At 59.7% G+C, this 25,162-nt stretch carries 30 protein-coding genes; 14 read left to right on the forward strand and 16 right to left on the reverse strand.

From position 1 onward, the window contains the following. Positions 1-283 precede the first annotated feature (283 nt). The 4 genes from ACQRBV_RS20965 to ACQRBV_RS20980 all read left to right on the forward strand — a co-directional run bounded on the left by ACQRBV_RS20965 (position 284) and on the right by ACQRBV_RS20980 (position 2,100). A complete protein-coding gene (locus tag ACQRBV_RS20965) occupies positions 284-499 on the forward strand; it encodes a hypothetical protein (protein ID WP_060752951.1) in 216 nt (71 codons plus the stop codon). 71 nt (positions 500-570) lie between these two features. After that, complete coding sequence (locus tag ACQRBV_RS20970; protein ID WP_411984185.1) at positions 571-1,266, forward strand: AzlC family ABC transporter permease; 696 nt, start codon at positions 571-573, stop codon at positions 1,264-1,266. Beyond that, complete coding sequence (locus ACQRBV_RS20975; protein ID WP_060752953.1) at positions 1,263-1,574, forward strand: AzlD domain-containing protein; 312 nt, start codon at positions 1,263-1,265, stop codon at positions 1,572-1,574. Before ACQRBV_RS20970 ends, ACQRBV_RS20975 begins: the two co-directional genes overlap by 4 nt. Before the next feature lie 172 nt (positions 1,575-1,746). Next, a complete protein-coding gene (locus ACQRBV_RS20980) occupies positions 1,747-2,100 on the forward strand; it encodes a hypothetical protein (protein ID WP_060752954.1) in 354 nt (117 codons plus the stop codon). 143 nt (positions 2,101-2,243) lie between these two features. Here the strand turns inward: ACQRBV_RS20980 and ACQRBV_RS20985 are convergent, their stop codons facing one another. The 11 genes from ACQRBV_RS20985 to ACQRBV_RS21035 all read right to left on the reverse strand — a co-directional run bounded on the left by ACQRBV_RS20985 (position 2,244) and on the right by ACQRBV_RS21035 (position 11,998). Then, positions 2,244-2,948, reverse strand: coding sequence for a YoaK family protein (locus tag ACQRBV_RS20985; RefSeq protein ID WP_090370944.1), 705 nt, complete (start codon positions 2,946-2,948; stop codon positions 2,244-2,246). Positions 2,949-3,016: 68 nt separating this feature from the next. Next, entirely contained in the window at positions 3,017-4,651 is a 1,635-nt protein-coding gene (locus tag ACQRBV_RS20990) for an ABC-F family ATP-binding cassette domain-containing protein (protein ID WP_411984184.1), read from the reverse strand. A 124-nt stretch (positions 4,652-4,775) separates the two neighbouring features. Next, a complete protein-coding gene (locus tag ACQRBV_RS20995; RefSeq protein ID WP_060752957.1) occupies positions 4,776-5,825 on the reverse strand; it encodes a DNA topoisomerase IB in 1,050 nt (349 codons plus the stop codon). 89 nt (positions 5,826-5,914) lie between these two features. Beyond that, entirely contained in the window at positions 5,915-6,994 is a 1,080-nt protein-coding gene (gene modC, locus ACQRBV_RS21000; RefSeq protein ID WP_411984183.1) for a molybdenum ABC transporter ATP-binding protein, read from the reverse strand. A 5-nt stretch (positions 6,995-6,999) separates the two neighbouring features. Continuing rightward, positions 7,000-7,680, reverse strand: coding sequence for a molybdate ABC transporter permease subunit (modB, locus tag ACQRBV_RS21005; RefSeq protein ID WP_090370951.1), 681 nt, complete (start codon positions 7,678-7,680; stop codon positions 7,000-7,002). A 4-nt stretch (positions 7,681-7,684) separates the two neighbouring features. Then, positions 7,685-8,437, reverse strand: a complete 753-nt coding sequence (gene modA / locus ACQRBV_RS21010) for a molybdate ABC transporter substrate-binding protein (protein ID WP_411984182.1) — start codon at positions 8,435-8,437, stop codon at positions 7,685-7,687. Positions 8,438-8,548: 111 nt separating this feature from the next. After that, positions 8,549-9,613, reverse strand: coding sequence for an NAD(P)H-dependent flavin oxidoreductase (locus tag ACQRBV_RS21015; RefSeq protein WP_411984181.1), 1,065 nt, complete (start codon positions 9,611-9,613; stop codon positions 8,549-8,551). Positions 9,614-9,684: 71 nt separating this feature from the next. Beyond that, the gene (gene ada, locus ACQRBV_RS21020; RefSeq protein WP_411984180.1) at positions 9,685-10,767 is read right to left on the reverse strand and encodes a bifunctional DNA-binding transcriptional regulator/O6-methylguanine-DNA methyltransferase Ada; all 1,083 of its coding nucleotides are present in this window, start codon (positions 10,765-10,767) and stop codon (positions 9,685-9,687) included. Between the two features lie 75 nt (positions 10,768-10,842). Beyond that, the gene (gene alkB, locus ACQRBV_RS21025; RefSeq protein ID WP_060752963.1) at positions 10,843-11,499 is read right to left on the reverse strand and encodes a DNA oxidative demethylase AlkB; all 657 of its coding nucleotides are present in this window, start codon (positions 11,497-11,499) and stop codon (positions 10,843-10,845) included. A 3-nt stretch (positions 11,500-11,502) separates the two neighbouring features. Next, the gene (locus ACQRBV_RS21030) at positions 11,503-11,670 is read right to left on the reverse strand and encodes a hypothetical protein (protein ID WP_090370960.1); all 168 of its coding nucleotides are present in this window, start codon (positions 11,668-11,670) and stop codon (positions 11,503-11,505) included. A gap of 25 nt (positions 11,671-11,695) precedes the next feature. Continuing rightward, entirely contained in the window at positions 11,696-11,998 is a 303-nt protein-coding gene (locus ACQRBV_RS21035; protein WP_003191319.1) for a DUF1883 domain-containing protein, read from the reverse strand. 212 nt (positions 11,999-12,210) lie between these two features. Here ACQRBV_RS21035 and ACQRBV_RS21040 point away from each other — a divergent pair, with 212 nt between their 5' ends. The 4 genes from ACQRBV_RS21040 (at position 12,211) to ACQRBV_RS21055 (ending at position 15,415) form a co-directional block, all read left to right on the forward strand. Then, positions 12,211-12,561 (forward strand): hypothetical protein, encoded by a 351-nt coding sequence (locus ACQRBV_RS21040; RefSeq protein ID WP_411984179.1) that lies wholly within the window; start codon positions 12,211-12,213, stop codon positions 12,559-12,561. Positions 12,562-12,743: 182 nt separating this feature from the next. Then, the gene (locus ACQRBV_RS21045) at positions 12,744-13,634 is read left to right on the forward strand and encodes a glyoxalase (RefSeq protein ID WP_161548007.1); all 891 of its coding nucleotides are present in this window, start codon (positions 12,744-12,746) and stop codon (positions 13,632-13,634) included. Positions 13,635-13,637: 3 nt separating this feature from the next. Then, positions 13,638-15,044 carry an alginate export family protein gene (locus tag ACQRBV_RS21050; protein ID WP_411984178.1) on the forward strand — a complete coding sequence of 469 codons (1,407 nt, stop codon included), beginning with the start codon at positions 13,638-13,640 and terminating at the stop codon, positions 15,042-15,044. Between the two features lie 140 nt (positions 15,045-15,184). Beyond that, a complete protein-coding gene (locus ACQRBV_RS21055; RefSeq protein ID WP_060752967.1) occupies positions 15,185-15,415 on the forward strand; it encodes a hypothetical protein in 231 nt (76 codons plus the stop codon). A gap of 9 nt (positions 15,416-15,424) precedes the next feature. Here the strand turns inward: ACQRBV_RS21055 and ACQRBV_RS21060 are convergent, their stop codons facing one another. Beyond that, on the reverse strand, positions 15,425-15,706 hold the full coding sequence (locus ACQRBV_RS21060) for a hypothetical protein (RefSeq protein WP_060752968.1): 282 nt from the start codon (positions 15,704-15,706) through the stop codon (positions 15,425-15,427). A gap of 144 nt (positions 15,707-15,850) precedes the next feature. Then, on the reverse strand, positions 15,851-16,036 hold the full coding sequence (locus tag ACQRBV_RS21065) for a hypothetical protein (RefSeq protein WP_060752969.1): 186 nt from the start codon (positions 16,034-16,036) through the stop codon (positions 15,851-15,853). Positions 16,037-16,342: 306 nt separating this feature from the next. Between ACQRBV_RS21065 and galU the strand changes: the two genes are divergently transcribed. Together galU and gorA are read left to right on the forward strand one after the other, a co-directional pair. After that, complete coding sequence (gene galU, locus ACQRBV_RS21070) at positions 16,343-17,182, forward strand: UTP--glucose-1-phosphate uridylyltransferase GalU (RefSeq protein WP_060752970.1); 840 nt, start codon at positions 16,343-16,345, stop codon at positions 17,180-17,182. Between the two features lie 105 nt (positions 17,183-17,287). Continuing rightward, entirely contained in the window at positions 17,288-18,646 is a 1,359-nt protein-coding gene (gene gorA / locus ACQRBV_RS21075; RefSeq protein WP_060752971.1) for a glutathione-disulfide reductase, read from the forward strand. Here the strand turns inward: gorA and ACQRBV_RS21080 are convergent, their stop codons facing one another. Next, positions 18,647-19,654: a DNA-binding protein gene (locus tag ACQRBV_RS21080; protein WP_244383437.1), complete on the reverse strand. Its 1,008-nt coding sequence runs from the start codon at positions 19,652-19,654 to the stop codon at positions 18,647-18,649. A gap of 181 nt (positions 19,655-19,835) precedes the next feature. Here ACQRBV_RS21080 and ACQRBV_RS21085 point away from each other — a divergent pair, with 181 nt between their 5' ends. From ACQRBV_RS21085 to ahpF, 3 genes are all read left to right on the forward strand, one after another. Continuing rightward, on the forward strand, positions 19,836-20,768 hold the full coding sequence (locus ACQRBV_RS21085) for a site-specific integrase (protein WP_411984177.1): 933 nt from the start codon (positions 19,836-19,838) through the stop codon (positions 20,766-20,768). A 133-nt stretch (positions 20,769-20,901) separates the two neighbouring features. After that, positions 20,902-21,465 carry an alkyl hydroperoxide reductase subunit C gene (ahpC, locus tag ACQRBV_RS21090; RefSeq protein WP_003191303.1) on the forward strand — a complete coding sequence of 188 codons (564 nt, stop codon included), beginning with the start codon at positions 20,902-20,904 and terminating at the stop codon, positions 21,463-21,465. Positions 21,466-21,596: 131 nt separating this feature from the next. Beyond that, on the forward strand, positions 21,597-23,162 hold the full coding sequence (ahpF, locus tag ACQRBV_RS21095; protein WP_411984176.1) for an alkyl hydroperoxide reductase subunit F: 1,566 nt from the start codon (positions 21,597-21,599) through the stop codon (positions 23,160-23,162). A 61-nt stretch (positions 23,163-23,223) separates the two neighbouring features. On the opposite strand, the gene gloA is transcribed toward ahpF, so the two are convergent. Beyond that, a complete protein-coding gene (gene gloA, locus ACQRBV_RS21100) occupies positions 23,224-23,745 on the reverse strand; it encodes a lactoylglutathione lyase (protein WP_060752975.1) in 522 nt (173 codons plus the stop codon). A gap of 209 nt (positions 23,746-23,954) precedes the next feature. Here gloA and ACQRBV_RS21105 point away from each other — a divergent pair, with 209 nt between their 5' ends. Next, positions 23,955-24,491, forward strand: coding sequence for a DUF4946 domain-containing protein (locus ACQRBV_RS21105; protein WP_060753306.1), 537 nt, complete (start codon positions 23,955-23,957; stop codon positions 24,489-24,491). 111 nt (positions 24,492-24,602) lie between these two features. Here the strand turns inward: ACQRBV_RS21105 and ACQRBV_RS21110 are convergent, their stop codons facing one another. Next, complete coding sequence (locus ACQRBV_RS21110; protein ID WP_104993851.1) at positions 24,603-24,968, reverse strand: histone-like nucleoid-structuring protein, MvaT/MvaU family; 366 nt, start codon at positions 24,966-24,968, stop codon at positions 24,603-24,605. Positions 24,969-25,162: the final 194 nt, after the last annotated feature.

The following is a 25,162-nucleotide window of genomic DNA, read 5'->3' on the forward strand; positions in this document are numbered from 1 at the left end:
CAGGTGCCGGCCGGTTATGGTGTTGGGCCTATTGTATCCAGACGCTACGCGTCGCTGCGCCAACCATGGCACTTTGTCATCCAAGGCATGGATCAGTTCGCGTGAGCAAAGTTCGTCTTTGTGTGGGAACAATTACGCCGACGGGTAGGCGCGTTGCGAGGTCAAACCCTGAAACCATTGACGTGGATCAAATCCACCGCAATCGACACACAAGTGATTGAAATTAAAATGAAACATGAATGTCCTAAAGTGCCTGCCCATTGCTCATGAAGGAAGATCCCGCGTGACCCGTGCCACTCGCAACCTGCGCAAGACCCTTGATTCCGTCGCGGACAATAACGAAACCGCGGCGTTTGACTTGATGCGTGCCGTCGAAAAAGTCGGCGATGAAGTGCTGCGCCAACGCCTGCTCAACACCATTCACCGGCTCAACCAGGACGCCTACGAGCTGCGCGAAGCGCGAGACTCGGTCGAACAGGTATCGGTAAAACTCGCCTGAGCAAGATCGTTCAAGACAGCCCCTGTATGACACTGGCATGCTTGTCGACCCTCTGTCGATGAGCCGTTTCCATGCCTGCCGCCTTACCTCATTACGCCTTCGCTCGCGGTGCAATCGCGGTTATTCCGTTATCCCTGGCCTGTGCGCCCTGGGGGCTGCTCGCCGGCTCCATGGCAATCGACGCGCAGTTCACGCCGCTGCAAGCCCAGGGTTTGTCCGCCATTGTCTTTGCCGGTGCCGCGCAACTGGTGGCGATCGGCATGGTCAAGAGTGGCGCGAGCCTGATATCCATTGTACTGACCACGCTGCTGCTGACGTCCCAGCATTTGCTGTATGGCATGCACATGCGCCCGACACTCTCGGCGCTCAATACACGCTGGCGCATCAGCCTGGGGTTTCTGTTGACCGACGAGTTCTTCGCCTTGGTCAACCACTATGACCGTGAAACATTCAACCGCTGGTATGCCCTGGGCGTCGGCCTGACGTTTTACATCGCCTGGAACCTGTTTACCCTGGCCGGCATCGTGCTCGGCAAAAGCATCCCCGGGCTTGATCAACTGGGGTTGGAATTTTCCATCGCGGCGACTTTCATTGCCTTGGTCACCCCAGTGGTGCGCGACGTACCGACGGTGGTCTGCGTGGCGATCTCGCTGTTGTGCTCGGTAGGGTTGAGCTTTTTGCGCTGGGAGTCGGCGGTGGTGGTCTCGGGCTTGCTGGGCATGAGTGCAGGCTATGCGTGCAAGCGGCTGGGGGTAGGGCAGGCATGATCTACTTGATGATAGTCGCCATGGGCCTGGTGGTCTTTTTCAACCGTTACCTGTTTATCGAGCCGCGTCTGCCGGTGCGCCTTAATCGCGGCGCCCGAGAGTTCCTCGGGTTTGCGGTGCCGGGCATGCTCACGGCGATTTGCGGGCCGATCATTTTTCTCGCCGATCACCGGCTCAACCTGAGCCCGACCAACCCTTATCTGCTCGCGGGTATCTGCGCGGTGGCGCTGATGTTCTGGACGCGCAGCGTGCTGATCACGGTGTTGCTGAGCATGGCGCTGTTCTATCTGTTTCGTTGGTACTTCTGAAGCGCAGGCGAAAAAATGCCCGCGGGAGGGCGGGCAGAAGGAAGACTTCTTAAAAATGAGCCAGGCAACTATAGACGGCGCATTGTGCTTTTACCGTGAAACAAAGTTCATGTGCGCGTCAGTTAAGCCTGCGGCGGTGGTACAGTCGCGGTTTTTCCATGGAGGCGATGGCATGCGTAAGGTAGTAATGGGCGTCATGATGGCGGCGGCGCTGTCCGGTTGCGCCGGCACGAAGATGAAAGAGGCGCGTGCAGGCCAGCCCTATAAAACCCTGGCTTCGGACAAGGCCCCGTTGGTAGTTGCCCAATGCGTGCAGTTCGGCTGGCAGGACGAGGCGGTGTTCGGCGTGGACGCCGGAGGCTTCAAGGAACCGTTGGAGTCAGATGGTTTCACGGTGTACACCACTGACGGTGCCTACTTTGTAGACGTGCGCGCCGCGGGTGCCGGCTCTACCGTCAAGTATTACGCAGCCGAAGACACGATGCCTGCCAAGCGTCGCCAGGCCGCACTCGCGACCTGCCTGTAGTCCGTTGCTTTAGAATTATTCAGAAATGCCTGGCGCGACAGGCGCCGAGCATTGGCTTATTATTCATCCGCTCGCTCGACGTGATGGCTCTTTACCGGTACACGGATGTCGAGGCCTAAACGTCGGGCGGGCCTCTTTGCTCGTTATCGCGGCATGTAGCCCAAGTGCCAGCGCCGGGGAATCCTCAGCGATACCAGGCCCAGTAATATGGCCAATGCACCGCTGACCAGCAGCGCCTTCAGCCCCCATTGGTGTTCCAGCACCGCGCCGATCACCGCCCCCACAAACATCCCGGCCCACGGGATCAACTGTACTCGCCACCCGTTGCGTCGTTCGCCCAGCATCCAGCGGCCCAGCCCACGACCAAAGCGTGACAGTGCCCCCGTCACATAGGTCAGCCCCACGGGCAGGCCATTGACCTCTTCCACGGCTGCATTGAGCATGCCCATGGCGGTGATCGCTGCCAGCAAGGCAGGCAAGGTATCGGCGAAAGGCCATAAGCCGGCGCCGCTCAACAGCACGGCGATACACAACAGCAAGGGCAGGGCATGCCGACGGCCCAGGCGGCTGACCACGACACCCAAGGCGTTGCCGATGACGAACGTGGCGATCAACAACAGCAGGCGCCCGATCAGGCCCAGATCACCGGCGCCCATCGCCACGGCCAGGCGGGTGGTGTTGCCGCTCATGAATGACACGAAGTCCCCGCTGGCCATGAAGCCGATGGCATCGGTCATGCCGGCCAGCACCGAAAGGCTGGCCACCAGCAACAAGCCGACCCGGCCACGCCAGCGTTGGCGATGGGCCAGCGCGGCATTGGCGTAGGGCGTGCGGGACGAAGGCAGCATGGAGCGGGCTCCTCGATGAGATTATTCGGCCACTACCGTAAGAGGCTTTGCGGGTTGGCGCAATGACCTCAGACAGATTCCAGTCGCCAGCCCGCCGGATGCCAGTCCAATCGATGGGTCGGCCTGAGCGCCTGTACAAATGCCTCGTCATGCGACACCACCAACATGGCCCCGGTAAAGCCGCGCAGCGCCTGCTCAAAAGCGAGCACCGATTCCAGGTCCAGATGGTTGGTGGGCTCGTCCAGCAACAACAGTTGCGCCGGGATTTCGCGCCACAAGGCAATCGCCATTGCAGCTTTCAACCGCTCGCCGCCACTTAACTGGCCGGTAGGCTGGGTGACGCGCTGCGCATCCAGTTGCAGCAAGGCCAGGCGTGTGCGCAGTTCGGCTTCGGCCAGCGGCGTGTCGAGCAGGTTCAGCTGTTCGACGATGGAGCGTCGGTCGTCCAGTAGCGCCAGATGCTGGTCGATATACGCGTGGGTGACGTGCACGGCACATTCGCCGCCGACCGCCCGCCAGTGCCCCGCAAGCAGTTTGAGCAGGGTGGATTTGCCGCAACCGTTCGGCCCGCGTACCGCCACGCGCACAGGCCCCATCAGGTTCAACGTGACGTAGGTAGAAGACTGCTGCGCATCGAGCCACGGCAATTGGGCCTGTTCGAGCGTCACCACGTGTCGACCATTGGGCAGCCTTGAACCGGGCAGGGCGAGCAGAGTGGGCGTCTCGTCCACGACGCGTTCGTAGGCTTGGCGCACCTGCTGGTCGAGTTGGTGTTTATGCGCGTGGTGGGCGCTGCGTACGGTACTGACGATTTCCGTGGCGGCGCCTTTCCAGCGGGCCTTGGTGAACCGGTCAACGTTGGCGGTTTCTGCGTGTTTGCGCGCGCGGGCGGCATTGCGCTGCAGGCTGTCGTGATCCTTTTGCAGGCGCTTGCGTTCGCGGCTACGTTCAAGCCTGGCGTGCTCCAGGGCTGCAACCGCTGCGTGTTGTTCAGTGTCGCGTTGCTGGCGGTAAGCATCGTAGTTGCCGCCATAGACGCGCATGCCCAGCGGGGAAAGCTCGACGATGCGCCCCAAGGTGTTGAGCAACTGTCGATCATGGCTGACGACGACCAGGCCACCACGCCACTGGCCCAGGATGCGCAGCAGCCAGTCGCGGCCCAGGCTGTCGAGGTGGTTGGTGGGCTCATCCAATACCAGCAAATCCGGAGCGGCCAACAGCGCGCCGATCACTGCGACGCGGGCCAGTTGGCCGCCACTCAGTTGAGCGGCCGGCGTATCGAAGCCCAGCGCTTGCAAGCCCGCCCCATCCAGCGCCGCGCGCAGGCGTTCGGCCAGGTCCCAGCGCTCATCAATCCGCTCGAAGTCATCGGCGCGGGCCTCACCCGATGCCATACGCTCAAGCGCGGCCAAGCCTTCGGCGGTGCGGGTGACCTGGGCGATGCTTTCACCGGGTTGGACGCTCAGGCTCTGCGCGACATAGGCCACACGGGCATTGCCGTCGAGTGTGCCGGAGGAGGGCTGGAGCACACCGGCGATCAGCTTGGCGAGGACACTTTTGCCACGGCCATTACGCCCGACAATCCCGGTCGGCGTGTGTTCGATGGACAGGTTGATAGCTTCCAGCAAGGTATCGCCATTGGCGAACTGGAAAGACACGTGTTGCAGGGAAACGAGTACGGGCAGCCGGTTGACGTCAGTCATCAGCACCTCCAAAAAAATGTCGAACAGGCCAACAAGCGCGCCAGGCGGCTCGTTGCAGATACATTTTGGAAGGCTTAGTGGTTCACGTCGGCGGTCATCCCGTAAATCAGAAGGGGGGCAAAGGCTAACCTGCCTTGGCGTTCTTAGGCAAGTCGGCGGCCAATTGCTCTAGAAACATCGCCAGGGCGACCTCTTCCGCTTTCAGGCCCTGGCGCACCCGTGGCTTGGGCAGTTTGGACAGTTCGCCCAGGCTGAAATGCTCCAGTACCGCCGGGTGGATGTAGCACTTGCGGCACACCGCCGGCGTGTTGCCCAACTGCTTGGCCACACTCTTGACCATGGCCACCACATGCCGCTTGGCGTCGGATTCCGGCTGCCATTCCAGGTCACGCAGCACCGCCAACGCAAGGGCGGTGCCGGCCCAGGTGCGATAGTCCTTGGCGGTAAAGTCGGCGCCGGTGAGGCTGTGCAGGTAGGCGTTGACGTCGTGGGAACTGACGGTATGGCGCTCACCGTCTGCATCCAGATACTGAAACAGGTTTTGCCCCGGCAGCTCCATGCACCGCTTGACCACTGTGGCCAGGCGCTTGTCCCTGACACTGACTTGATGCTCGACACCGCTTTTGCCCCGGAACTGGAACTGGATTTCGCTGCCCTTGATGTCCACATGACGATTACGCAGGGTAGTCAGCCCGTAGGACTTGTTGTCCCGCGCATACTGCGTATTGCCCACGCGGATCAGCGTAGCGTCCAGCAGCATGACCACGGTGGCCAGGACTTTTTCGCGGGTGAAGCCGGGTTCGGCGATCTGTGCCTCCAACTGTTTGCGCAGCTTGGGCAGGGCCTTGCCGAACTCTTGCAGCCGAGCGTATTTGTCACTGTCGCGCACTTCGCGCCAGCGGGGGTGATACCGGTATTGCTTGCGGCCACGGGCATCCCGCCCGGTCGCCTGCAAGTGACCACGCGGATCGGCGCAGATCCACACATCGGTATAGGCGGGCGGTACGGCGAGGGCGTTCAGGCGCTTGATTTCATCGGCATCGGTGATGCGCTTGCCCTGCACATCGAAATACTGGAACTTGCCCCGCAGCGTTTTACGGCGGATGCCGGGCTGGCTGTCGTCAACGTAATGCAGGTCGCGGGGTAGATCGGCGGGCAGCGCAGAGTCGGGCATGGTGCAGGTTCCTTGGCAACGGATCAGGCCGGTATGTCTGATTGACCGCGGCCCTGTGCGGTGGTGCCAAAAACTTGTGCGGAGGCCGCTCAGGCCAATACCGCCACCGCCTTGATCTGTGCCCACAGTGTCTGGCCAGGGCGCAGTTGCAGCTGGTCGCGGGAGAATCGCGTGATGCGCGCCAGCAAAAGCGTACCCCCGGCGTCCAGGCGCACCAGCACATGGGCGCTGTTATCCGCGTCAATCGTCTGGGTGACCGTCACGGGCAAGCGGTTGAGGATACTGCTGTGTTCTTCGGCTTGCAGGCTGAGGCTCACGTCCCGCGCCTGCACCTTGATACGCAGCTGTTTGCCCGGTGCCAACGGTGCATGGGCGACGCGCATCGACAGCGCGCTGTCGGGCAGTTGCAGGGTGAGCAACTGGTAGTGCGCGTCATACGCGCTGACGGCGCCATTGATGACCACACCGGCGTCATCGCCCAGGGCCATGGGCAAATCGAGTCGTGCCAGGGTTTCACCGATAGGGCCGCTGGCCAGCGCCTTGCCGTCGCTGAGCAGCACCAGGTGGTCAGCCAACCGCGCGACTTCATCCTGGGCGTGGCTGACATAGAGCAGCGGAATCTCCAACTCATCGTGCAGGCGTTCGAGGTACGGCAGGATTTCATTTTTGCGCTGGCTGTCCAGGGCTGCCAGCGGCTCATCCATCAATAACAATTGCGGGCTGGTCAGCAACGCACGGGCGATGCCGATGCGCTGGCGCTCGCCGCCGGACAAGTGCTGCGGGTGGCGGTCGAGCAGATGGCCGATACCCAGCAGTTCGGTGGCGTGGGCCATATCCACCCGGCGCAGCGCACGTGGGATGCGCTTGAGGCCGAACTCCAGGTTGGCGCGCACCGACAAATGCGGGAACAGGCTGGCCTCCTGGAACACATAGCCGATGGCGCGTTTATGCGGTGGCACAAACACGCCCTTGCGGCTGTCCTGCCAGACCTCATCGTTGATCCGGATAAACCCGTCTGCGGCCCGTTCCAGCCCGGCGATGCAGCGCAAACAGGTGGTCTTGCCGGAACCGGAGTGCCCGTACAACGCCGTGACGCCACGGCCAGGCAGATGCAGGTCCACATCCAGGGCAAAAGCCGAATAAGCCAGTTGCAGGCGTACCTCCATCATCGCGATCAGCTCCAGCCCATCTTGGTTTTACGGCTGGAGTAGAGCGCCAGCAATACCAGGAATGCGAAGACCACCATGGCGCCGGCCAGCCAATGGGCCTGGGCGTATTCCATCGCTTCGACGTGGTCGTAGATCTGGACCGAAACCACGCGGGTTTTATCGGGGATATTGCCGCCGATCATCAGCACCACGCCAAATTCACCGACGGTGTGGGCAAAACCGAGAATCGAGGCGGTGATAAACCCTGGGCGCGCCAGCGGCAGGATCACCGTGAAGAAGGTGTCCCAGGGGTTGGCCCGCAAGGTCGCGGCGACCTCGAGTGGGCGAGTGCCAATGGCGGAGAACGCGTTTTGCAACGGCTGCACCACGAATGGCATGGAGTAGATCACTGAGCCGAGCACCAGCCCGGCGAAGCTGAAGGTCAGGGTGCCCAGGCCCAGCCATTCGGTGAACTGGCCCACATAGCCGTTCGGGCCCAGGGCCAGCAGCAGGTAAAAACCGATCACCGTCGGCGGCAGCACCAACGGCAGCGCCACAACCGCACCAATGGGGCCGCGCCACCAGGATTGGGTGCGCGACAGCCATAGAGCGATCGGAGTGCCGATGATCAGCAGGATCACCGTGGTCAGCGACGCCAGTTTGAGGGTCAACCCGATAGCGGAAAAATCGGCACTCGACAGAGGCATGCAGTTAGAGCTCGTAACCGTAGGACTTGATCACCGCAGCCGCTTTCGCGCCTTTGAGGTATTCGACGAGGGCTTTGGCAGCGGCGCTGTCCTTGCCTTTGTTGAGAATCACCGCATCTTGTTTGATCGGGTCATGCAGGGAGGCCGGAACGATCCACGCCGAACCGCTGGTGACTTTGCCGTCTTTGTAGATCTGCGACAGCGCGACAAAACCCAGTTCGGCATTGCCGGTCGACACGAACTGGTAGGCCTGGGTGATGTTCTGGCCTTCGACGAGTTTGTCCTTGACCTTGTCGGTCAAGCCTTCCTTGGCCAGCACTTGGGTGGCGGCCAGGCCGTAGGGGGCGGTCTTCGGGTTGGCGATGGACAGGTGCTTGAATACGTTCTGCTTCAGCACATCGCCGTTGGCGTCCACGTAGCCAGCTTTGGCCGACCACAGGGCCAGGGTGCCGACGGCGTAGGTGAAGCGTGAACCCTTGACGGTATCGCCTTCGGTTTCGAGTTTTTGCGGGGTGGTATCGTCGGCGCTCAGGAACACCTCGAACGGCGCGCCGTTCTTGATCTGCGTGTAGAACTGGCCGGTGGCGCCATAGGCGGCGACCAGTTTGTGGCCGGTGTCTTTCTCGAAGTCGGCGGCGATCGCCTGGATCGGAGCAGTGAAGTTGGCGGCCACCGCCACTTGCACTTCGTCAGCGTGAGCGGTGCTGAACGCCATGGCGGCGACAAGGGGGGCCAGGCGAGAGGCGCGGATCATCATGAAGCAGCTCCTTGGGTAGTACGGCGAGTCTCAGATAGAAGGCGTTACCGCTATGTAGGGGAATATATAGCGGTTAGCCATCGCCGGTACAGTGCAAAGTCGCCTCGGGGGTCAGTTCCTCTGGAGTCTGGCCAGCGCCTGCTCGGCCAATTCGCGCGTCAGCGCATAACTGGACATCTCTTTGCCCAGGCGCAATGCCTGGCCGGACCACAGGTTGCTGAAACCCGCTTCATCCTTGGCCTTGAGCGGCATCAAGGCGCCGCCGGCCCTGGGGAATGCCGGAGCCTCCGGGTTGATCGCCCCCAGCTCGCGCATCACCCGGTTGACGATGCCGCGCGCCGGGCGGCCGGTAAACAGGTTGGTCAGCGCCGTTTCACTGGCTTGGGCATTGCGCAGTGCATGGTGATGGGACGCGCTGACGTTGGCTTCGGGGGTGAACAGGTACGCGGTGCCAATCTGCACCGCCGCAGCGCCCAGCGCGAACGCTGCCACGATACCGCGCGAATCACCAATGCCACCGGCGGCAATCACGGGCACCTTCACGGCGTCGACGATCTGCGGGACCAGGGCCATCAGGCCGATCTGGGTATTGAGGTCGTCACTGAGAAACAAACCACGGTGCCCACCGGCTTCCACACCCATGGCAATGATCGCATCGCAACCATGTTGTTCCAGCCATATGGCTTCCTCTACCGTGGTGGCCGAAGAAAGTACCTTGGCACCGGTAGCTTTTACGCGGTCAAGCAAGGGCTTTTCCGGCAGGCCGAAGTGGAAGCTGACCACTTCCGGGCGGAACTCTTCGACCACTTCGCAGGCAGCCTCATTGAAAGGGGAGCGATTGGACTCCGGGGTGGGGGCATCGAAGTCGGCGCCCAGCTCACGGTAATAAGGCTCCAGCAACGCCTTCCAGCGGCGGTCACGCGCCTCATCGGGCGCGGGTGGTTGATGGCAGAAGAAATTGACATTGATGGGCCGTACGCCGGCTTGGCGAAGCGTGGTCAAGGCTTCGCGCAATTGTTCCAGACTCAGCGCCGCAGCAGGCATCGAGCCCAGCGCGCCGGCCTGGCTGGCGGCGATCACCATTGCGGTGGTGGTACCCACGGCCATCGGGGCTTGAATGATGGGCACGTCGATGCCCAGCAGGTCGAGAATGCGCGTGTCTGGCCAGGTGCTCATTGGACGTGTCTCCAGCGTGAGTAAGACGTTGCGCTGTTTTAGCAGGGCCCTTGGCACTCGGCCAGTCTGTTTTATTCACTGGACGTCAGGGGTGTTTCATGAAGCGGACGCGCAGCGGTTTCCCGCTCCAGCAACTGCCGTTTGCGCTCCACGCCCCAACGGTATCCCGACAGCTCGCCGTTGCTGCGGACCACGCGATGGCAAGGGATTGCCACCGCGAGGCTGTTGGCGCCGCAGGCCTGGGCCACCGCACGAAAAGACTTGGGCGCGCCGATGCGTTCGGCAATCTGCGCGTAGCTGGCGGTAGCGCCCACCGGAATTTCGCGCAGCGCCTGCCATACCCGCTCCTGGAACGCAGTGCCGCGCAGGTCCAGCGGCAGATCCAGGCCCACGGCCGGCGCTTCGATGAAGCCCACGACTTGGGCGATCAATTGCTCAAACTCACGATCCGCGCCGACGAGTTCGGCCTTGGGGAACTGGTCCTGCAGATCACGCACCAGCTTGTCCGGATCGTCACCCAATAAAATGGCGCACACCCCTCGCTGGCTCTGCGCTACCAGCACGGCTCCGAGTGCACATTGGCCAACGGCAAAATGGATGGTGCTGTTGGTGCCACCGGCTTTGAAGTCGCGCGGGGTCATGCCAAGCAGTTGGTCGGCCGCCTCATAGAAGCGGCTGCTGGAGTTGAAGCCGGCGTCGTACAGGGCATCGGTCACCGAGTGCTGGCCTTTCAAACCGTCGCGAACCTTGCGCGAGCGCAACGCGCTGGCGTAGCCCTTGGGCGTCAGGCCGGTGGCCGCCTTGAACACGCGATGAAAATGGAATGAACTCAACCCGGCCTGGCTGGCGAGCGCTTCCAGGCTGGGGGGTGTTTCGGCCTGTTCGATTTGCCGGCATGCGGCGGCGACGAGTTGCCCATGGTGGGCGGCCAATTGGGTCTGGTCAGCGCAGGCGCGTTTGCTGGGGCGGTAGCCGGCGGCTTCGGCGAGGGCAGGGCTGTCGAAGAATTCGATATTTTCCGGGCGCGGCAGGCGCGAAGCACTGCTGGGGCGGCAGTACACCCCGGTGGTTTTCACGCCGTAGACAAACAGCGTGTCGGCCTTGGCGTCGCGGGCAACAATGGCCGCCCAGCGGGGGTCTTGTTCGTTGTTCATGACCTGCACTCTTGACGATTCACGGGCAGCTTAGCGGCGTAGATCGAGCTCGACACTCTCAAACTTGCGGTCAAATCAGCCGGCGGTGCGAAAGGTCAGGTTGATCCGCTGCGGGCCCATCACCGAGTGCACGCCCTCTTTGATCGGCATCACCCCATGAAAGCGCAAGCGATCGACGCCGCCCCAGACCACCACATCACCGTGGAACAGCGAGACTTTTTGGGGCTTGTCGCCGCGTTCATGGCCGCCGAACAGAAAAATCGCCGGCAGCCCCAGGGACACTGAAACGACGGGGGCGTTGTAACGACGCTCGTTCTTGTCCTGGTGCAAGGACATCTTGGCTCCGGGCACATATCGGTTGATCAGGCACGCGTCGGGTGCGAAGTCGGGGAAGCCGGCCTCCGTTGCTGCCAGGGTGGCCAGTTCGCGCAAGGCATCCGGCATCGCCGGCCACGGGGTTTGGCTGCGCGGGTCGACGGGGCTGTAGCGGTAGCCGCTGCTGTCGGTGGTCCAGCCCAGCTCACCACAACTGCTCAAGGCCGCCGACATGGTAAAGCCGCCGGGCGTTACCATTTTACGAAACGGCGACTGCGCCAATATCCGACGCAGCTCAGGCAGCAGACGCTCAACCCAGGGTAGGGCGTAGCCCCTGAGCACATAGGATTCTGCGCCAATTTGTTCGCGTCCCCTGGGTTGTTGCAGGGCGTCATCGGCGAACAAGTCGGCAGTCATGGCTTACAGCGCCTTGCTCACCGTGATGTCGGTGATGACATCGCCGGCATCATGGATTTTCGCCAGGGCTTGCTTGGCTTCTTCCACGCTGTTGCTGTGCAGTTGCGCGAACTCGAAGCGACGTTCGCCGTTGAGCTTGTACTTGATGACGTATTTGGTCGTGGTGGTCACAGCTTTTTCCTGTCGGTTATCCGGATCAGCTCAGTTTGGAGCTGGTACGACGAACGATGCGAATCTTGTGGGACAGCGCGGGTTTACGGGTCACGCTGATGGCGCGGCGCGTGACCACATCCAGGGTGATGTTCCAGAAGCCGGTGCTGGGCGCGGTGATTTTCGCCGGGAACTTGTCAAACGCACCGCCGTGGTAGGTGTGGCGGCCGCCATTCTTGAAGCTGCGAAAATTGGCGTCGCTCATCAGGCGGATATTGCAAGTCTGCGAGCATTCGATGACGACAATGTCTCCCTCGTTGAGGTGCTCGCGCTGATGAATGAATTTCATGGGGGTCTCCAGAAGGGCTTTTTCTGAAAAATCAGAATGATACGTAGGTTAAGATAGAGTTTATCAGCCCCAGCGCGTTTATTATCGGGCCGTCGTCGACGACTTCGACAATTTAAAACAGTTATTTACCGAGTTTTTAGGGATAAATCCTACTTTGGTGGGAGAAAATTCCTATATCCGCTGTCAGTAGGGTCTTTATCGGAGGTTTAAGTATGAAATGGAGTGTGTTGGCTTTGGCCCTGGCGCTGGGTGGGTGTGCTTCGGTTGCGGATATCAAGCAGACCCCGCCCACCTTGGTCGTCATCTCAGGGAAAAAACCACCGGAATATGCTGCCTGTGTCGTGCGTAAACTCGCAGCCACCCGCCGGCCGCCGCAGATTGAACCGCACAAGGATGGCGTGCAGGTCATTGTGCCGCAGAAATTCTCCTCGGATCCTTCGGCGATCTTCGAGATTGAAGAGCGTTCCAGCGGCAGCAGCATCAAGCTTTATGAAAGCATGTCCAATGTGCCGATCCGTCCAGGCGATATCAAGAAAGCCGGGGAGGATTGCATTTCCGGCTGAGCCGCCGCTTGCTCAAACACTTGAACCCGATAAGAAAAGCCTGGTGCTGCTGTTGCTGCACCAGGCTTTTTTTTGCAGATGAATAAATTTTCATACTACTGCGCACATACGTCCTATCGACGATTGCGGTCGCTTCTTACGCTTGCTGGCGCTGAACTTCCTAAATCGTCAAGGGCATCTTTATGACTCCTTCATTCAAGCAACTTCTTCTGCCGGTCGTCCTCGGGATGGCGGTATCCCTTTCCGCTCAGGCTTCCACCGGCCCTGCGGTCGGAGCCCAGTACGACACCAGCCATGTCTATGTAGCGCCGGGCGATGTGGATCGTTTTGTGAAAAGCTTTGTGGCCACCTTCGGCGGCCAAAGCACCCCGCAGGTCGTGGTAAACGTGCTGCCCGTCCCAAGCAGTACGACTTCACAACTGGTGCAGACACCCGTCGGCACCGTGTCGCTGTTTGGTTTCACCACGCCGGTTCCTTACCCCTTTGGCGCCGAGCGTAACGGCTATCTCGTCAAGGATATGGATGTCGCTCTCGCCGAAGCAAAGAAACACGGCGCTGACGTGATCGTGCACGACTTTCCCGATCCGATCGGTCGCGACGCCGTGGTGCAATGGCCCGGTGGCGTGACGATGCAGCTTTACTGGCATAGCAAGGCACCCAATTACGCTGCGTTTCAGAGCATTCCTGAAAACCGGGTATATCTCTCCGAGCAACGCGCCGATGCCTTTATCAAAAGTTTCACGGGTTTCTCTCATGGCAAAGTCGTGGCGGATGAAAAGCATCTCGACGGTGCGGTGGTCGGGGAGCCCGGCAAGACGATTCGCCGCGTAAAGCTTGAATCCGATTTCGGCAAGATGGTGATGTTCGTCACCGACGGGCACCTGCCTTACCCGTACGGCCGTGAAACGACCGGTTATGAGGTGAAGGATCTGTCGGCCACGCTCGCGAAGGCCAAGGACTCCGGTGCCCAACTGTTGATAGAGCCCAAGGCGGAACCTGATCGCCAATCCGCCGTGGTGGAGTTCCCCGGTGGTTACGTTGCTGAAATACACCAGTCGCTCGCGAAGAAGTAACGTATGAACAGCCGTCCTTCGCATATCGTGTATGCCTGGGTTCTGGCCGTGCTGTGGCCGCTGGGGGTTTCCAGCGGCTATGGCGCCGAGCCGCCTGAACGTCCTGTGCTTAAAACCAACCGTTGGCAGGAGGACTGGTCGGTCCTTCAAAACCCTGCGTTGAGAACCGAGCCGTTAGACGGTCTCAAATACCTGTCGCTGTCGGATACGGACCCGCAGCGTTATCTATCGTTCGGCTTGACGCTGCGGGAGCGGTTTGAACTCAATGACGCCAATGGCTTTGGTATCGGTAACCGCAAGCGTGACTCGTGGTTGATTCAGCGACTGCAGGTGCATGCCGATTTGCATTTGAACGAACATTGGCGTGTGTTTACCGAGTTGGAAGATGCCCGCACCTTCGATAAGACAACCATCGGCGGGGCAGACCAGAACCGCCTGGATATGCGCTTGGCCTTTGTCGAGTACGTTGACAAGACGCCTGATCACACCTTCAAGGCGCGCGTGGGGCGGCAGGATTTTGCCTTTGACTTGCAGCGCTTTATTTCTTCGCGTGACGGTCCGAACGTTCGGCAGTCGTTTGATGCCGTATGGGCCGACTGGGAGACGAGCGACTGGCGCTTCATTGGCCTGGCCAGCCACCCCGTCCAGTACCTGGATGGCCGCCACTTCGATGACAAGTCCAACGCCGACGTGGCGTTTCATATGCTCCGAGTTGAGCGCCAGCTCGACAACAAGAATGAGCTTTCGGCCTACTACGGGTTGTACGAACAACGCCAGGCAAGTTATCTCGACGCGCAAGGTGACGAGACCCGGCACCTGTTCGATGCCCGCACCGCCGGTACCGAAGGGGCGTACGACTGGGACGTGGAAGCGATGGTTCAAACCGGTACGGTCGGTTCCAAGGACATCCGCGCCTGGGGCGGCGGTAGCCGTTTCGGCTACACCTTGCAGTCTGTGCCCTGGGCGCCACGGCTCGGGCTGCAGTTCGATGCCGCTTCCGGTGACCGTCACGCCGGCGATGGCACCCTCGGCACGTTCAATCCTCTGTTCCCGAATGGCTACTACTTCTCGCTGGCCGGTTACACCGGCTATAGCAACCTTATCCACGTCAAGCCGTCTGTAACGATACGGCCGATTTCCGACCTGTCTATCCAGACGGCTGTGGGTATGCTCTGGCGACAAACGACTGAGGATGCGGTGTACACCCAACCGAATCTGCCGGTAGCCGGAACGGCGGGGCGCGGTGGGCGCTGGACGGGTTACTACGACCAAGTGCGTATGGACTATGCATTCAATCGCAACCTGTCGGGTGCAGTTGAGGCGGTTCATTATGTAGTGGGCGATACGTTGCGCAATGCGGGAGGTGACGACAGCAACTACTTGGGCGTGGAGCTCAAATTCATGTGGTAGCCACACACTTTCCGGCAGTGTCGAACGCGGCAGGCGTGCTGATCGGGCAGGGCATCCGTTAAACTGGCGGGCAATCAACGCAAGAATGCCGCTCAAGCCCTTGGGCCTGCGCGGCATTTGTCTTTTTTGGAAAGCCTGTCATGAAGCGTGAACACGTCAAGGCCCGCTACGCCGAGGGCCAGATTTCGGCTACCCACGTTATCCAGAACCCTGCCGACCTGGGTGAGTGGATTGTGTTCTTCAAGAAAAGCGGGGGGCGCAGTTACTTCCTGGTCGACGAACAGGATGAAGTCGAGTCATTCCCGCGACTGGATGACCTGATCGAGATATTGCGCGGTTTGGGCATCAAGTTCGCCGAAGTTCACCTATAGTCGCGCCGCTTACTTGCACACGACCACGACGCTGCGGCTTTTGAAGTTGCCCACGTCTTTGCCCAGGGTCTTGTCGCTTTCGTTCAAGGAAGGCGTGCCTTCGGTGCCGACGATGCGGTAACCGGTGCCTGCGCAGGAGGCGTCCGCTTTCTCGTAGCAACTGGCCCAGGAGTTGGCCTCGCCCGAACAATCGATGGTCAAGCCTTGTTCGCCGTTTTTCAGGTAGGTATCGGAGGTGGTCGTACAGCCGGCCAGCGCCAGTACCGCAATCAGTGCCAGGAATTTGTTCATAGTGGGGTCGTCGTCGAGGGTGTTGGAGGAGCGCTGACACTGTCGTGGGGCGTTGGCAGCAGATTATAGCTAACTGCCACCTAGGTACAGACAAACACAAAAAAAGCCCCGTTCAACGGGGCTTTGTGTGCAAGTAGGCGAGGCTTATTTGCCCTTCGGCTTTTTGCTCGACGCGTGACCGGCCTCATCCACAAACACTTCGGCAACCTGGATCGCTTCGCGCTCGGTCGCAAATGTACCGGCGACGCTGTCGCCATGGAAGTTGATCAGGTGCCAGCCGTCTGCTCGCTGGGTGATCAGATAGCCGTTAACGCCTTTTGGTTCTGACATCTATGTCTCTCGTATTCGGGTTCAAGGGCGCCATCATAGCGCCAAATGCTGCCGTCCAGCGCAAGTTGTTGCAGGTCAGTGCCCAGTGTCGAAAAGCGTGCTAAAAAGGTTGCAGCGCCTCGAAAAGTGGGCGCGTTGGCTGTTTTAGTGTGCTGTTGGTGAGGCTCTTCGTAGGATTAGCGGAACTTACGTCGACATTTTTTCTCTTAGATGACATCGCAACGCCAGCAGGACCCATTGTAAGGTGGCTGCGGCCTGATTAGACTGCGCCGAATTCCGTACGCATAGCCCTTTGTAAGGACTCATATGATCAAGAAATGCTTGTTCCCAGCAGCCGGTTACGGCACTCGCTTCCTGCCAGCGACCAAAGCCATGCCCAAAGAGATGCTGCCGGTGGTGAACAAGCCACTGATTCAGTACGGCGTGGAAGAAGCACTGGATGCCGGCCTGAACGAAATCTCCATCGTGACCGGCCGTGGCAAGCGCGCGCTGGAAGACCACTTCGACATCAGCTACGAGCTGGAAAACCAGATCAAGGGCACCGACAAGGAAAAATACCTGGTTGGTATCCGTAAACTGCTCGACGAGTGCTCGTTCTCCTACACCCGTCAGACCCAGATGAAAGGCTTGGGTCACGCCATCCTGACCGGTCGCCCACTGATTGGTGACGAACCTTTCGCCGTGGTATTGGCGGATGACCTGTGTGTGAACCTGGAAGGCGACGGCGTACTGACCCAGATGGTCAAGCTGTACCAGAAGTACCGTTGCACCATCGTTGCGGTCATGGAAGTGGATCCGGATCAAACCAACAAGTACGGCGTCATCGCCGGCGACGACATCGGTGATGGCCTGATCCGCGTACGTGACATGGTTGAAAAACCAGCACCGGAAGATGCTCCGTCGAACCTGGCGATTATCGGTCGTTATATCCTGACTCCGGATATCTTCAAGCTGATCGAAGAAACCGAGCCGGGCAAGGGTGGTGAGATCCAGATCACCGACGCCCTGTTGAAGCAAGCCAAAGACGGTTGCGTCATTGCCTACAAATTCAAAGGCCAGCGTTTTGACTGCGGTGGTGCCGAGGGTTATATCGAAGCAACCAACTTCTGCTACGAGCACTTCTACAAAACCGGCAAGGCTTACTGATTCACGCAAGCCCGCCCGTTTAAAGAGAAAGCCACCTTCGGGTGGCTTTTTCGTTTTTCAGCCCCATGTAAGTCGGTATGCTGATGTCCTGCCGAGGAGAGTGAAATGGCCTACGATTTTGACCTGTATGTAATTGGCGCCGGTTCCGGTGGCGTCCGCGCAGCACGTTTTGCTGCGGGTTTTGGCGCCAAGGTGGCCGTCGCGGAAAGTCGCTACCTGGGCGGTACCTGCGTGAATGTCGGCTGTGTGCCGAAAAAGCTGCTGGTATACGGCGCGCATTTCGCCGAAGACTTTGAGCAGGCCAGTGGTTTCGGCTGGTCGCTGGGTGAAGCGAACTTTGATTGGGCGACCTTGATCGCCAACAAGGATCGTGAGATCAACCGCCTCAATGGCATCTATCGCAACCTGCTGGTCAACAGCGGCGTGACCTTGCATGAAGGGCATGCGCGCCTGGTGGACCCGCATCAGGTGGAGATCAATGGTGAGCGTTTCACCGCCAAACATATTCTGATCGCCACGGGCGGCTGGCCGCAGATTCCGGACATTCCCGGACGCGAACACGCCATCGGCTCCAATGAAGCCTTTTTCCTCAAGGAGCTGCCCAAGCGCGTGCTGGTGGTAGGCGGGGGCTATATCGCCGTTGAATTCGCGGGCATTTTCCATGGCCTGGGCGCGCAGACCACGCTGCTGTACCGCGGCGACCTGTTCTTGCGTGGGTTTGATGGCGCGGTGCGCAAGCACCTGCAGGAAGAACTGACCAAGCGCGGCCTGGACCTGCAATTCAATGCCGATATCGAGCGCATCGACAAGCAAGCCGATGGCAGCCTCAAGGCCACGCTGAAAGATGGTCGCGTGTTGGAAGCCGATTGCGTGTTCTACGCCACCGGCCGCCGGCCGATGCTGGACAACCTGGGGTTGGAAAATACTGGCGTCCGCTTGGATGAGCGGGGTTTCGTCGAGGTGGACGAGCTGTACCAGACCGCCGAGCCTTCGATCCTGGCAATCGGCGATGTGATTGGTCGCGTGCAATTGACTCCGGTTGCCTTGGCCGAAGGCATGGCGGTGGCACGTCGACTGTTCAAGCCGGAGCAGTACCGTGCGGTGGATTACGCGATGATCCCGACCGCCGTGTTCAGCCTGCCGAATATCGGTACCGTCGGCCTGACCGAAGAAGAGGCGAAGAAGAACGGCCACAAGGTGCAGATCTTCGAAAGCCGCTTCCGGCCAATGAAATTGACGCTGACCGATTGCCAGGAGAAAACCCTGATGAAGCTGGTCGTCGACGCCGACACCGACAAAGTCCTGGGCTGTCACATGGTGGGGCCGGACGCCGGCGAAATCGTCCAGGGCCTGGCGATTGCGCTCAAGGCGGGCGCGACCAAACGGCATTTCGACGAGACCATCGGCGTGCACCCCACGGCGGCGGAAGAGTTCGTCACCATGCGCACGCCTGTGGCGGATTGATCAGGCGTCGGGCGTTGCTTCGGGTGCCGCCGCAAGGGTGGCCGCCAACTGCAACGCCTCAATGCTGGCCTGGGCCTTCAGCAGGTCCAGTTCCAGGTTTTTTTGCGCGTGCTGACATTCACTGAGCGCCTGCTGGCGTGACTGGCTTTCCAGCAACGCAACCCGCAAGCGTTCTTGCAGCAGGGTGCGTTCGCTTTCGATCAGGCTGAGCTGTTCGCTCAGCTTGAGTTGCTGGGCCTGCTCCTGGCGGTTTTGCTCCTGCTGGGCGGCCAGCTCCTTCATCGTGACCCTATGCTCGATCAGTAGCCGTTCATTGTCGCGATGCAGTTGAGTGATTTCATCCTGGCGCACCAGGGCGCTCTGCTGGGCCTGACGCAGTTCTGCCTGGAGTTGTTGCAGTTGGCCTTCATGGCGCCGTTGTTCCTGCTCACGCTGTTCCTTGACCGCGTTGCGGTAGTGCTCAAGGGCATCCCGGGCATGCAGGTGCTTGTCTTCCAATGAGCGAATCTGCTCGTCTTTGTCGTTGAGCCTCAATTCGTAGTCACTGCACGCTTGGCTGAGGCCCGCATTGCGGGTTTGTTCGGTCTGCAGGCTAGTGCTGGCGGTTTGCAGGGCGGCGCTTTCTTCGGCCAGGGCGGCACCCTGGATATCGAATTGTTGTTGAAGCTGGCTGTGCGCTTGCTCAAGGGTTTCCAGTTGGGTGAGCAGGGCGGCTTTGTGCTGTTCGAATTGCGCCTGGGCCAGGTCGATGGGCTCCTGGGCTTTCTCTTTAAGGCGTTGCGCCAGGCGTGCGACCAGTTCGCTCAGTTCATCATCCAGAGGGGCTTGGGTAATGGTCAGGCGGTTTTCGCTTTCATCCAGCTCTTTCAGATAGCGATGAATCGTGGTTTTCGAGCCGGTATTGCCCATCTCGATACGTACCGCATCAATGCTGGGGTTTTCGCCGCGGGCCAGGATGGCCAGGCGTGCCGTCTGCACAACTGCTTTGTTTATGCCGCCGCGAGCCATGGGGTCTCCGTCGATTTGATAGTGTGGTACATGGTATGTATTTACGTACTATATCACGAGCAAAACGTTGTTTAAATTCACGATTCAACAGATGGGATATTGGCGTATTATCCCGTGTGAATGGCGTTTTTGTCCCTGAAACGCGCCGCAGCAGTACAAGCAGTCGTCAAATAGGCACCTCATGAGCGATCTGGACCGTTACCTCAGCGCCGCCACCCGCGATAACACGCGGCGCAGTTATCGTGCAGCCATCGAACACTTCGAAGTCAGCTGGGGCGGGTTCCTGCCGGCGACCAGCGACAGCGTCGCCCGTTACCTGGTGGCCCATGCCGGAGTGCTGGCGGTCAACACCTTGAAGCTGCGCCTCTCGGCGTTGGCGCAGTGGCATACCAGTCAGGGTTTTGCCGACCCCACCAAGGCGCCGGTCGTGCGCAAGGTGCTCAAAGGTATTCGCGCCGTGCATCCCGCGCGGGAAAAACAGGCCGAACCGTTGCAGCTCAAGCAGCTTGAGCAGGTGATTGCCGCCCTTGAGGCCGAGGCGAAGCGGGCGAGCGAGGCTCAGGACCTGCCACGTTTACTGCGCGCCAAGCGCGACACGGCGCTGATCCTGCTCGGGTTCTGGCGCGGGTTTCGCAGCGATGAATTGTGTCGCCTGCAAATCCAGCACGTGCACGCGGTGCCGGGAGCGGGCATCAGCCTGTATCTGCCGCGCAGCAAGAGCGACCGGGAAAACCTTGGCAAGACCTACCAGACGCCGGCGTTGCTACGCCTGTGCCCGGTGCAGGCCTACAGTGAATGGCTGAGCGCCTCGGCCTTGGTGGCCGGCCCGGTGTTTCGAGGCATAGACCGCTGGGGCAACCTGGGCGAGGAGGGGCTGCACCCTAACAGTGTGATCCCGCTGCTGCGCCAGGCCCTGGAACGTGCGGGCATTGCCGCCGACGCCTATACCAGCCACTCCTTGCGTCGGGGCTTCGCGACCTGGGCGCATCGCAGCGGTTGGGACTTGAAGTCATTGATGAGTTACGTCGGCTGGAGCGACATGAAATCGGCCATGCGCTATGTTGAGTCGACGCCCTTTCTCGGCATGACCTTGGCGACGTCAGCGTTGCTTTGAGATTTCTTCTATTGATATGGCCGCCTGATAGGCAAAAGCAATCGTCAGCATGAGGTTTGCCAATGAGCCATCGAACGAGAGAGTGGGTAGGATTCACTTCATCAACTTCTTAACCCCTGACGGAGAGTCAACGATGCCTATCATCAACAGCCAAGTAAAACCGTTCAAAGCCACCGCATTCAAAAACGGCAGCTTCGTAGATGTGACCGACGCTGACCTGAAAGGCAAATGGTCGGTAGTGTTCTTCTACCCAGCCGACTTCACCTTCGTTTGCCCAACCGAACTGGAAGACCTGGCCGACAACTACGCTGAATTCCAGAAACTGGGCGTTGAAATCTACAGCGTTTCCACCGACACCCACTTTGCCCACGCTGCCTGGCACAACACTTCGCCAGCCATCGGCAAAATCCAGTACACCATGATCGGCGACCCAACCCTGACCATCTCGCGCAACTTCGATGTACTGATCGAAGAAGCCGGCCTGGCGGACCGCGGTACTTTCGTGATCAACCCGGAAGGTCAGATCAAGATCGTTGAACTGAACGACGGCGGTGTTGGCCGTGACGCTTCCGAGCTGCTGCGCAAAATCAAGGCGGCCCAGTACGTTGCTGCCCACCCAGGCGAAGTGTGCCCAGCCAAGTGGAAAGAAGGCGAGGCCACCCTGGCTCCGTCCCTGGACCTGGTCGGCAAGATCTAAGTCTGTGAAGTATCAAGGGCGGGTTTCCGCACCGACTCAGTAAGCTGCAACCGCCCCTCAAAACGCCCGGGCGAGATTCGCTCGGGCGTTTTTTTGTCTGCAATAAACCGAATTAATAGGAAATCGCCCGTATGTTGGACGCCAATCTTAAAGCTCAGTTGAAGTCATACCTGGAACGGGTCACCCAGCCGATCGAGATGGTCGCCTCCCTCGACGACGGCGCGAAATCCCAGGAAATGCTTGCTCTTTTGCAGGACGTAACCAGCCTCACGACGCTGATTACCCTGAAAACCGATGGCAATGATGCGCGCAAGCCGTCGTTCTCCATCAACCGCCCGGGTGCCGACATCAGCCTGCGTTTCGCCGGTATCCCGATGGGCCATGAATTCACTTCGTTGGTGCTGGCCCTGCTGCAAGTCGGTGGCCACCCGTCGAAGGCCAGTGTCGAAGTGATTGAACAGATCCGCGCCCTCAAAGGCGAGTTCAGCTTCGAGACTTACTTCTCGCTGTCCTGCCAGAACTGCCCGGACGTGGTCCAGGCGCTGAACCTGATGGCCGTGCTCAACCCGAACATCCGTCACGTCGCTATTGACGGTGCGCTGTTCCAGGCTGAGGTCGATGAACGCCAGATCATGGCGGTGCCCAGTGTCTACCTCAATGGGGTGAATTTTGGCCAAGGGCGCATGGGCCTGGAAGAGATCCTGGCCAAGCTCGACACCAGCGGCGCCGAAAAAGCCGCCGAGAAAATCAGCGCCAAAGACGCGTTTGATGTGCTGGTCGTCGGTGGTGGCCCAGCCGGTTCATCCGCCGCCATCTACGCTGCCCGTAAAGGCATCCGTACGGGTGTGGCCGCTGAACGTTTCGGCGGGCAGGTACTGGATACCATGTCCATCGAGAACTTCATCTCAGTGCAGGAAACCGAAGGGCCGAAACTGGCAAGCGCCCTGGAAGCCCACGTGCGTCAGTACGACGTGGACATCATGAACCTGCAGCGCGCCAGCAGCTTGATCCCGGCGAAAACTGCCGGTGACCTGCACGAAATCCGTTTTGAAAGCGGTGCGGTCCTCAAGTCCAAGACCGTGATTCTGGCCACCGGTGCCCGCTGGCGTGAAATGGGCGTACCAGGCGAGCAGGAATACAAGGCCAAAGGCGTGTGTTTCTGCCCGCACTGCGATGGCCCGTTGTTCAAAGGCAAGCGCGTGGCGGTGATCGGCGGCGGTAACTCCGGCGTTGAAGCGGCCATCGACCTGGCCGGCATCGTCAGCCATGTCACCTTGCTTGAGTTCGACAGCAAGCTGCGCGCCGACGCCGTATTGCAACGCAAGCTTTACAGCCTGCCGAACGTTGACGTAATCACTAGCGCGCTGACCAGCGAAGTCAAAGGTGATGGCCAGAAAGTGACCGGCCTTGCGTACAAGGATCGCGACAGCGGTGAGTTCAAGACCATCGACCTGGAAGGTATCTTTGTGCAGATCGGCTTGCTGCCGAACACCGACTGGCTCAAAGGCACCGTGGAACTGACACCGCGTGGCGAGATCATCGTCGATGCCCGTGGCGAAACCTCACTGCCGGGCGTGTTCGCCGCCGGTGACGTGACCACTGTGCCGTACAAGCAGATCGTGATTGCGGTCGGCGAGGGCGCCAAGGCTTCACTGAGCGCGTTCGATCACCTGATCCGTACCTCCGCTCCGGCCTGAACCCTGGCGCATTAACGAAAAACCCCATGATTGCTCATGGGGTTTTTTATGCGTGAAAGCTTTACAGCGGCGCGGGTTGGATGATCTCGACCCAGTAGGCATCCGGGTCCTTGATGAAGGCCAGGCTCTTCATGCGGCCGTCGCTCAGGCGCTTCTGGAAATCACAGCCCAAGGCTTCGAAGCGTTCGCAGGCGGCGACGATATCCGGCACCGAGATGCAGATATGGCCAAAGCCACGTGGGTCGGTGTTGCCGTTGTGGTACGCAAAATCGGCGTCGTTTTCGGTGCCGTGGTTATGGGTCAGTTCCAGGATGCCGGGAATCGACTTCATCCACTGGGTGCGCTCAGCGGCGTCTGTCGGGATCTGGGCCTTGTCCACCAGGGCCAGGAAGTACAGGCTGAATTCGGCTTCCGGGAAGTCGCGTTTTTCAACCAGGGAGAAGCCCAGGACGCGGGTGTAGAAATCCAGCGACTTGGTGATGTCTTTGACCCGCAGCATCGTGTGGTTGAACACGAAGTTGGACGTGGCGGTGTCAGGTTGGGCGGTGACGCCTGGGAAAGTGTTCAGATCGTGCAGGCTCATGGGCCCTCCAGAAAAAAATGGGGCAAACTCGACTCCCGTTTGAGGTCAGCGGGGCCGAGCGGTTCCTTGGCTTGCGGCAAGCATCCCTGCAGCTGCGTCATGATACGCAAGCCATGCCCGGTGCGCCAAATGAAAAAGCCCGCGCGGGCCTTGCGACCTGCGGGCCTCAGGCTCAAACTTCAACGCTTGAATTCTGGATGTTTCTTGCAATGATCGCATTTCGTAAACCGCTGTTAGGTGCTGTGGGTTTTCTGTTGGGCAGCCCGTGGGTGCTGGCGGCTGATCCACAGGTTCATTGGCCCAGCGGCTGGCAGATCGAGGAGGTCGCTCCCGATAGCGACGCGCCCGCCACTCCCCAGGCCGTGACTCGGCAGCGGGCGATCAAGAATGATGAAAATGGCTCGACCTTGATGGTGATGGAACTGACCGCTACACCGATAGAGGCGGGCCATAAAGTTAATCTTCAAGGCGTGCTGCTGGAGATGCGTAAATCCATCCAGAAAGATTTTGCCCAGGGTGGCTATCAAAGCGTGTGCAGCAAAATGCACCCTACAACACTGAGTCGCCTGGACGCACTGGAGACTACTTGCGTGATTACCGAGAATGGACGGCACGTACTGTCGCAAACTTTAGTCGGCGCTGTTGATACCGACAAGGCGTATGTTTTTTCATTTGCCGGCCAGGCTCAGGTGTACGAGGCAAGCAAGGATGAGGTCAATTCGGTACGCGGTAGCCTGAAACTTTAAGCGCGCTGCACGCGCGACTTTGAACACAATGAAATCGTTGTTAAGTTCGCTTTCGAACGATTAAGCAAAAAAAGCCCCGCATAAGCGGGGCTCTTTGTTAGTGCGCTTTGATCAGCCGCGCAGCCAGGAATCTACAGTGGCGGCGCCGTACTGTTCTTTCCAGGCTTTAAGGCCGCGGTGGTTGCCGCCTTTGGTTTCAATCAGCTCGCCGGTGTGCGGGTTGTGGTAGACCTTGACCACGCGTGCGCGGCGCTGTTTTGGTGCGGCCGCAGTAGTTGCAGTGCCTTTGCCAAAGTTCGGATCAAGGATGGCAATGATATCGCGCAGGCCTTTGCCGTAAGTCTTCATCAGCCCCTGGAGCTTTTCTTCGAATTCGATTTCTTTCTTCAGGCCAGCATCGTTCTTCAGGGATTCCAGCTGGGCGAGCTGCTCTTGAAGGGCTTTTTCTGCTGCGCGAAATTCGGCGAGTCTGGACAAAATCTGTACTCCAATAGTGTATTTGGCTGATATCGACTGAAGATAACGCTATAAGCCAAGAGTGTTGGCGACTCAAGAAACAAGCCTTCCTGCGAGTTCAACACAGGCAGGAAAAATTGTAGTAGTTAATGCATCACGAGTAAATCATGTCTTTTGCCTAAATAACATTCTTTGATTCCGGATTAGATGGCTAA

This window comes from Pseudomonas sp. R11F, assembly GCF_050312575.1.
In the GTDB taxonomy this organism is placed as follows: Bacteria; Pseudomonadota; Gammaproteobacteria; order Pseudomonadales; family Pseudomonadaceae; genus Aquipseudomonas; species Aquipseudomonas palleroniana.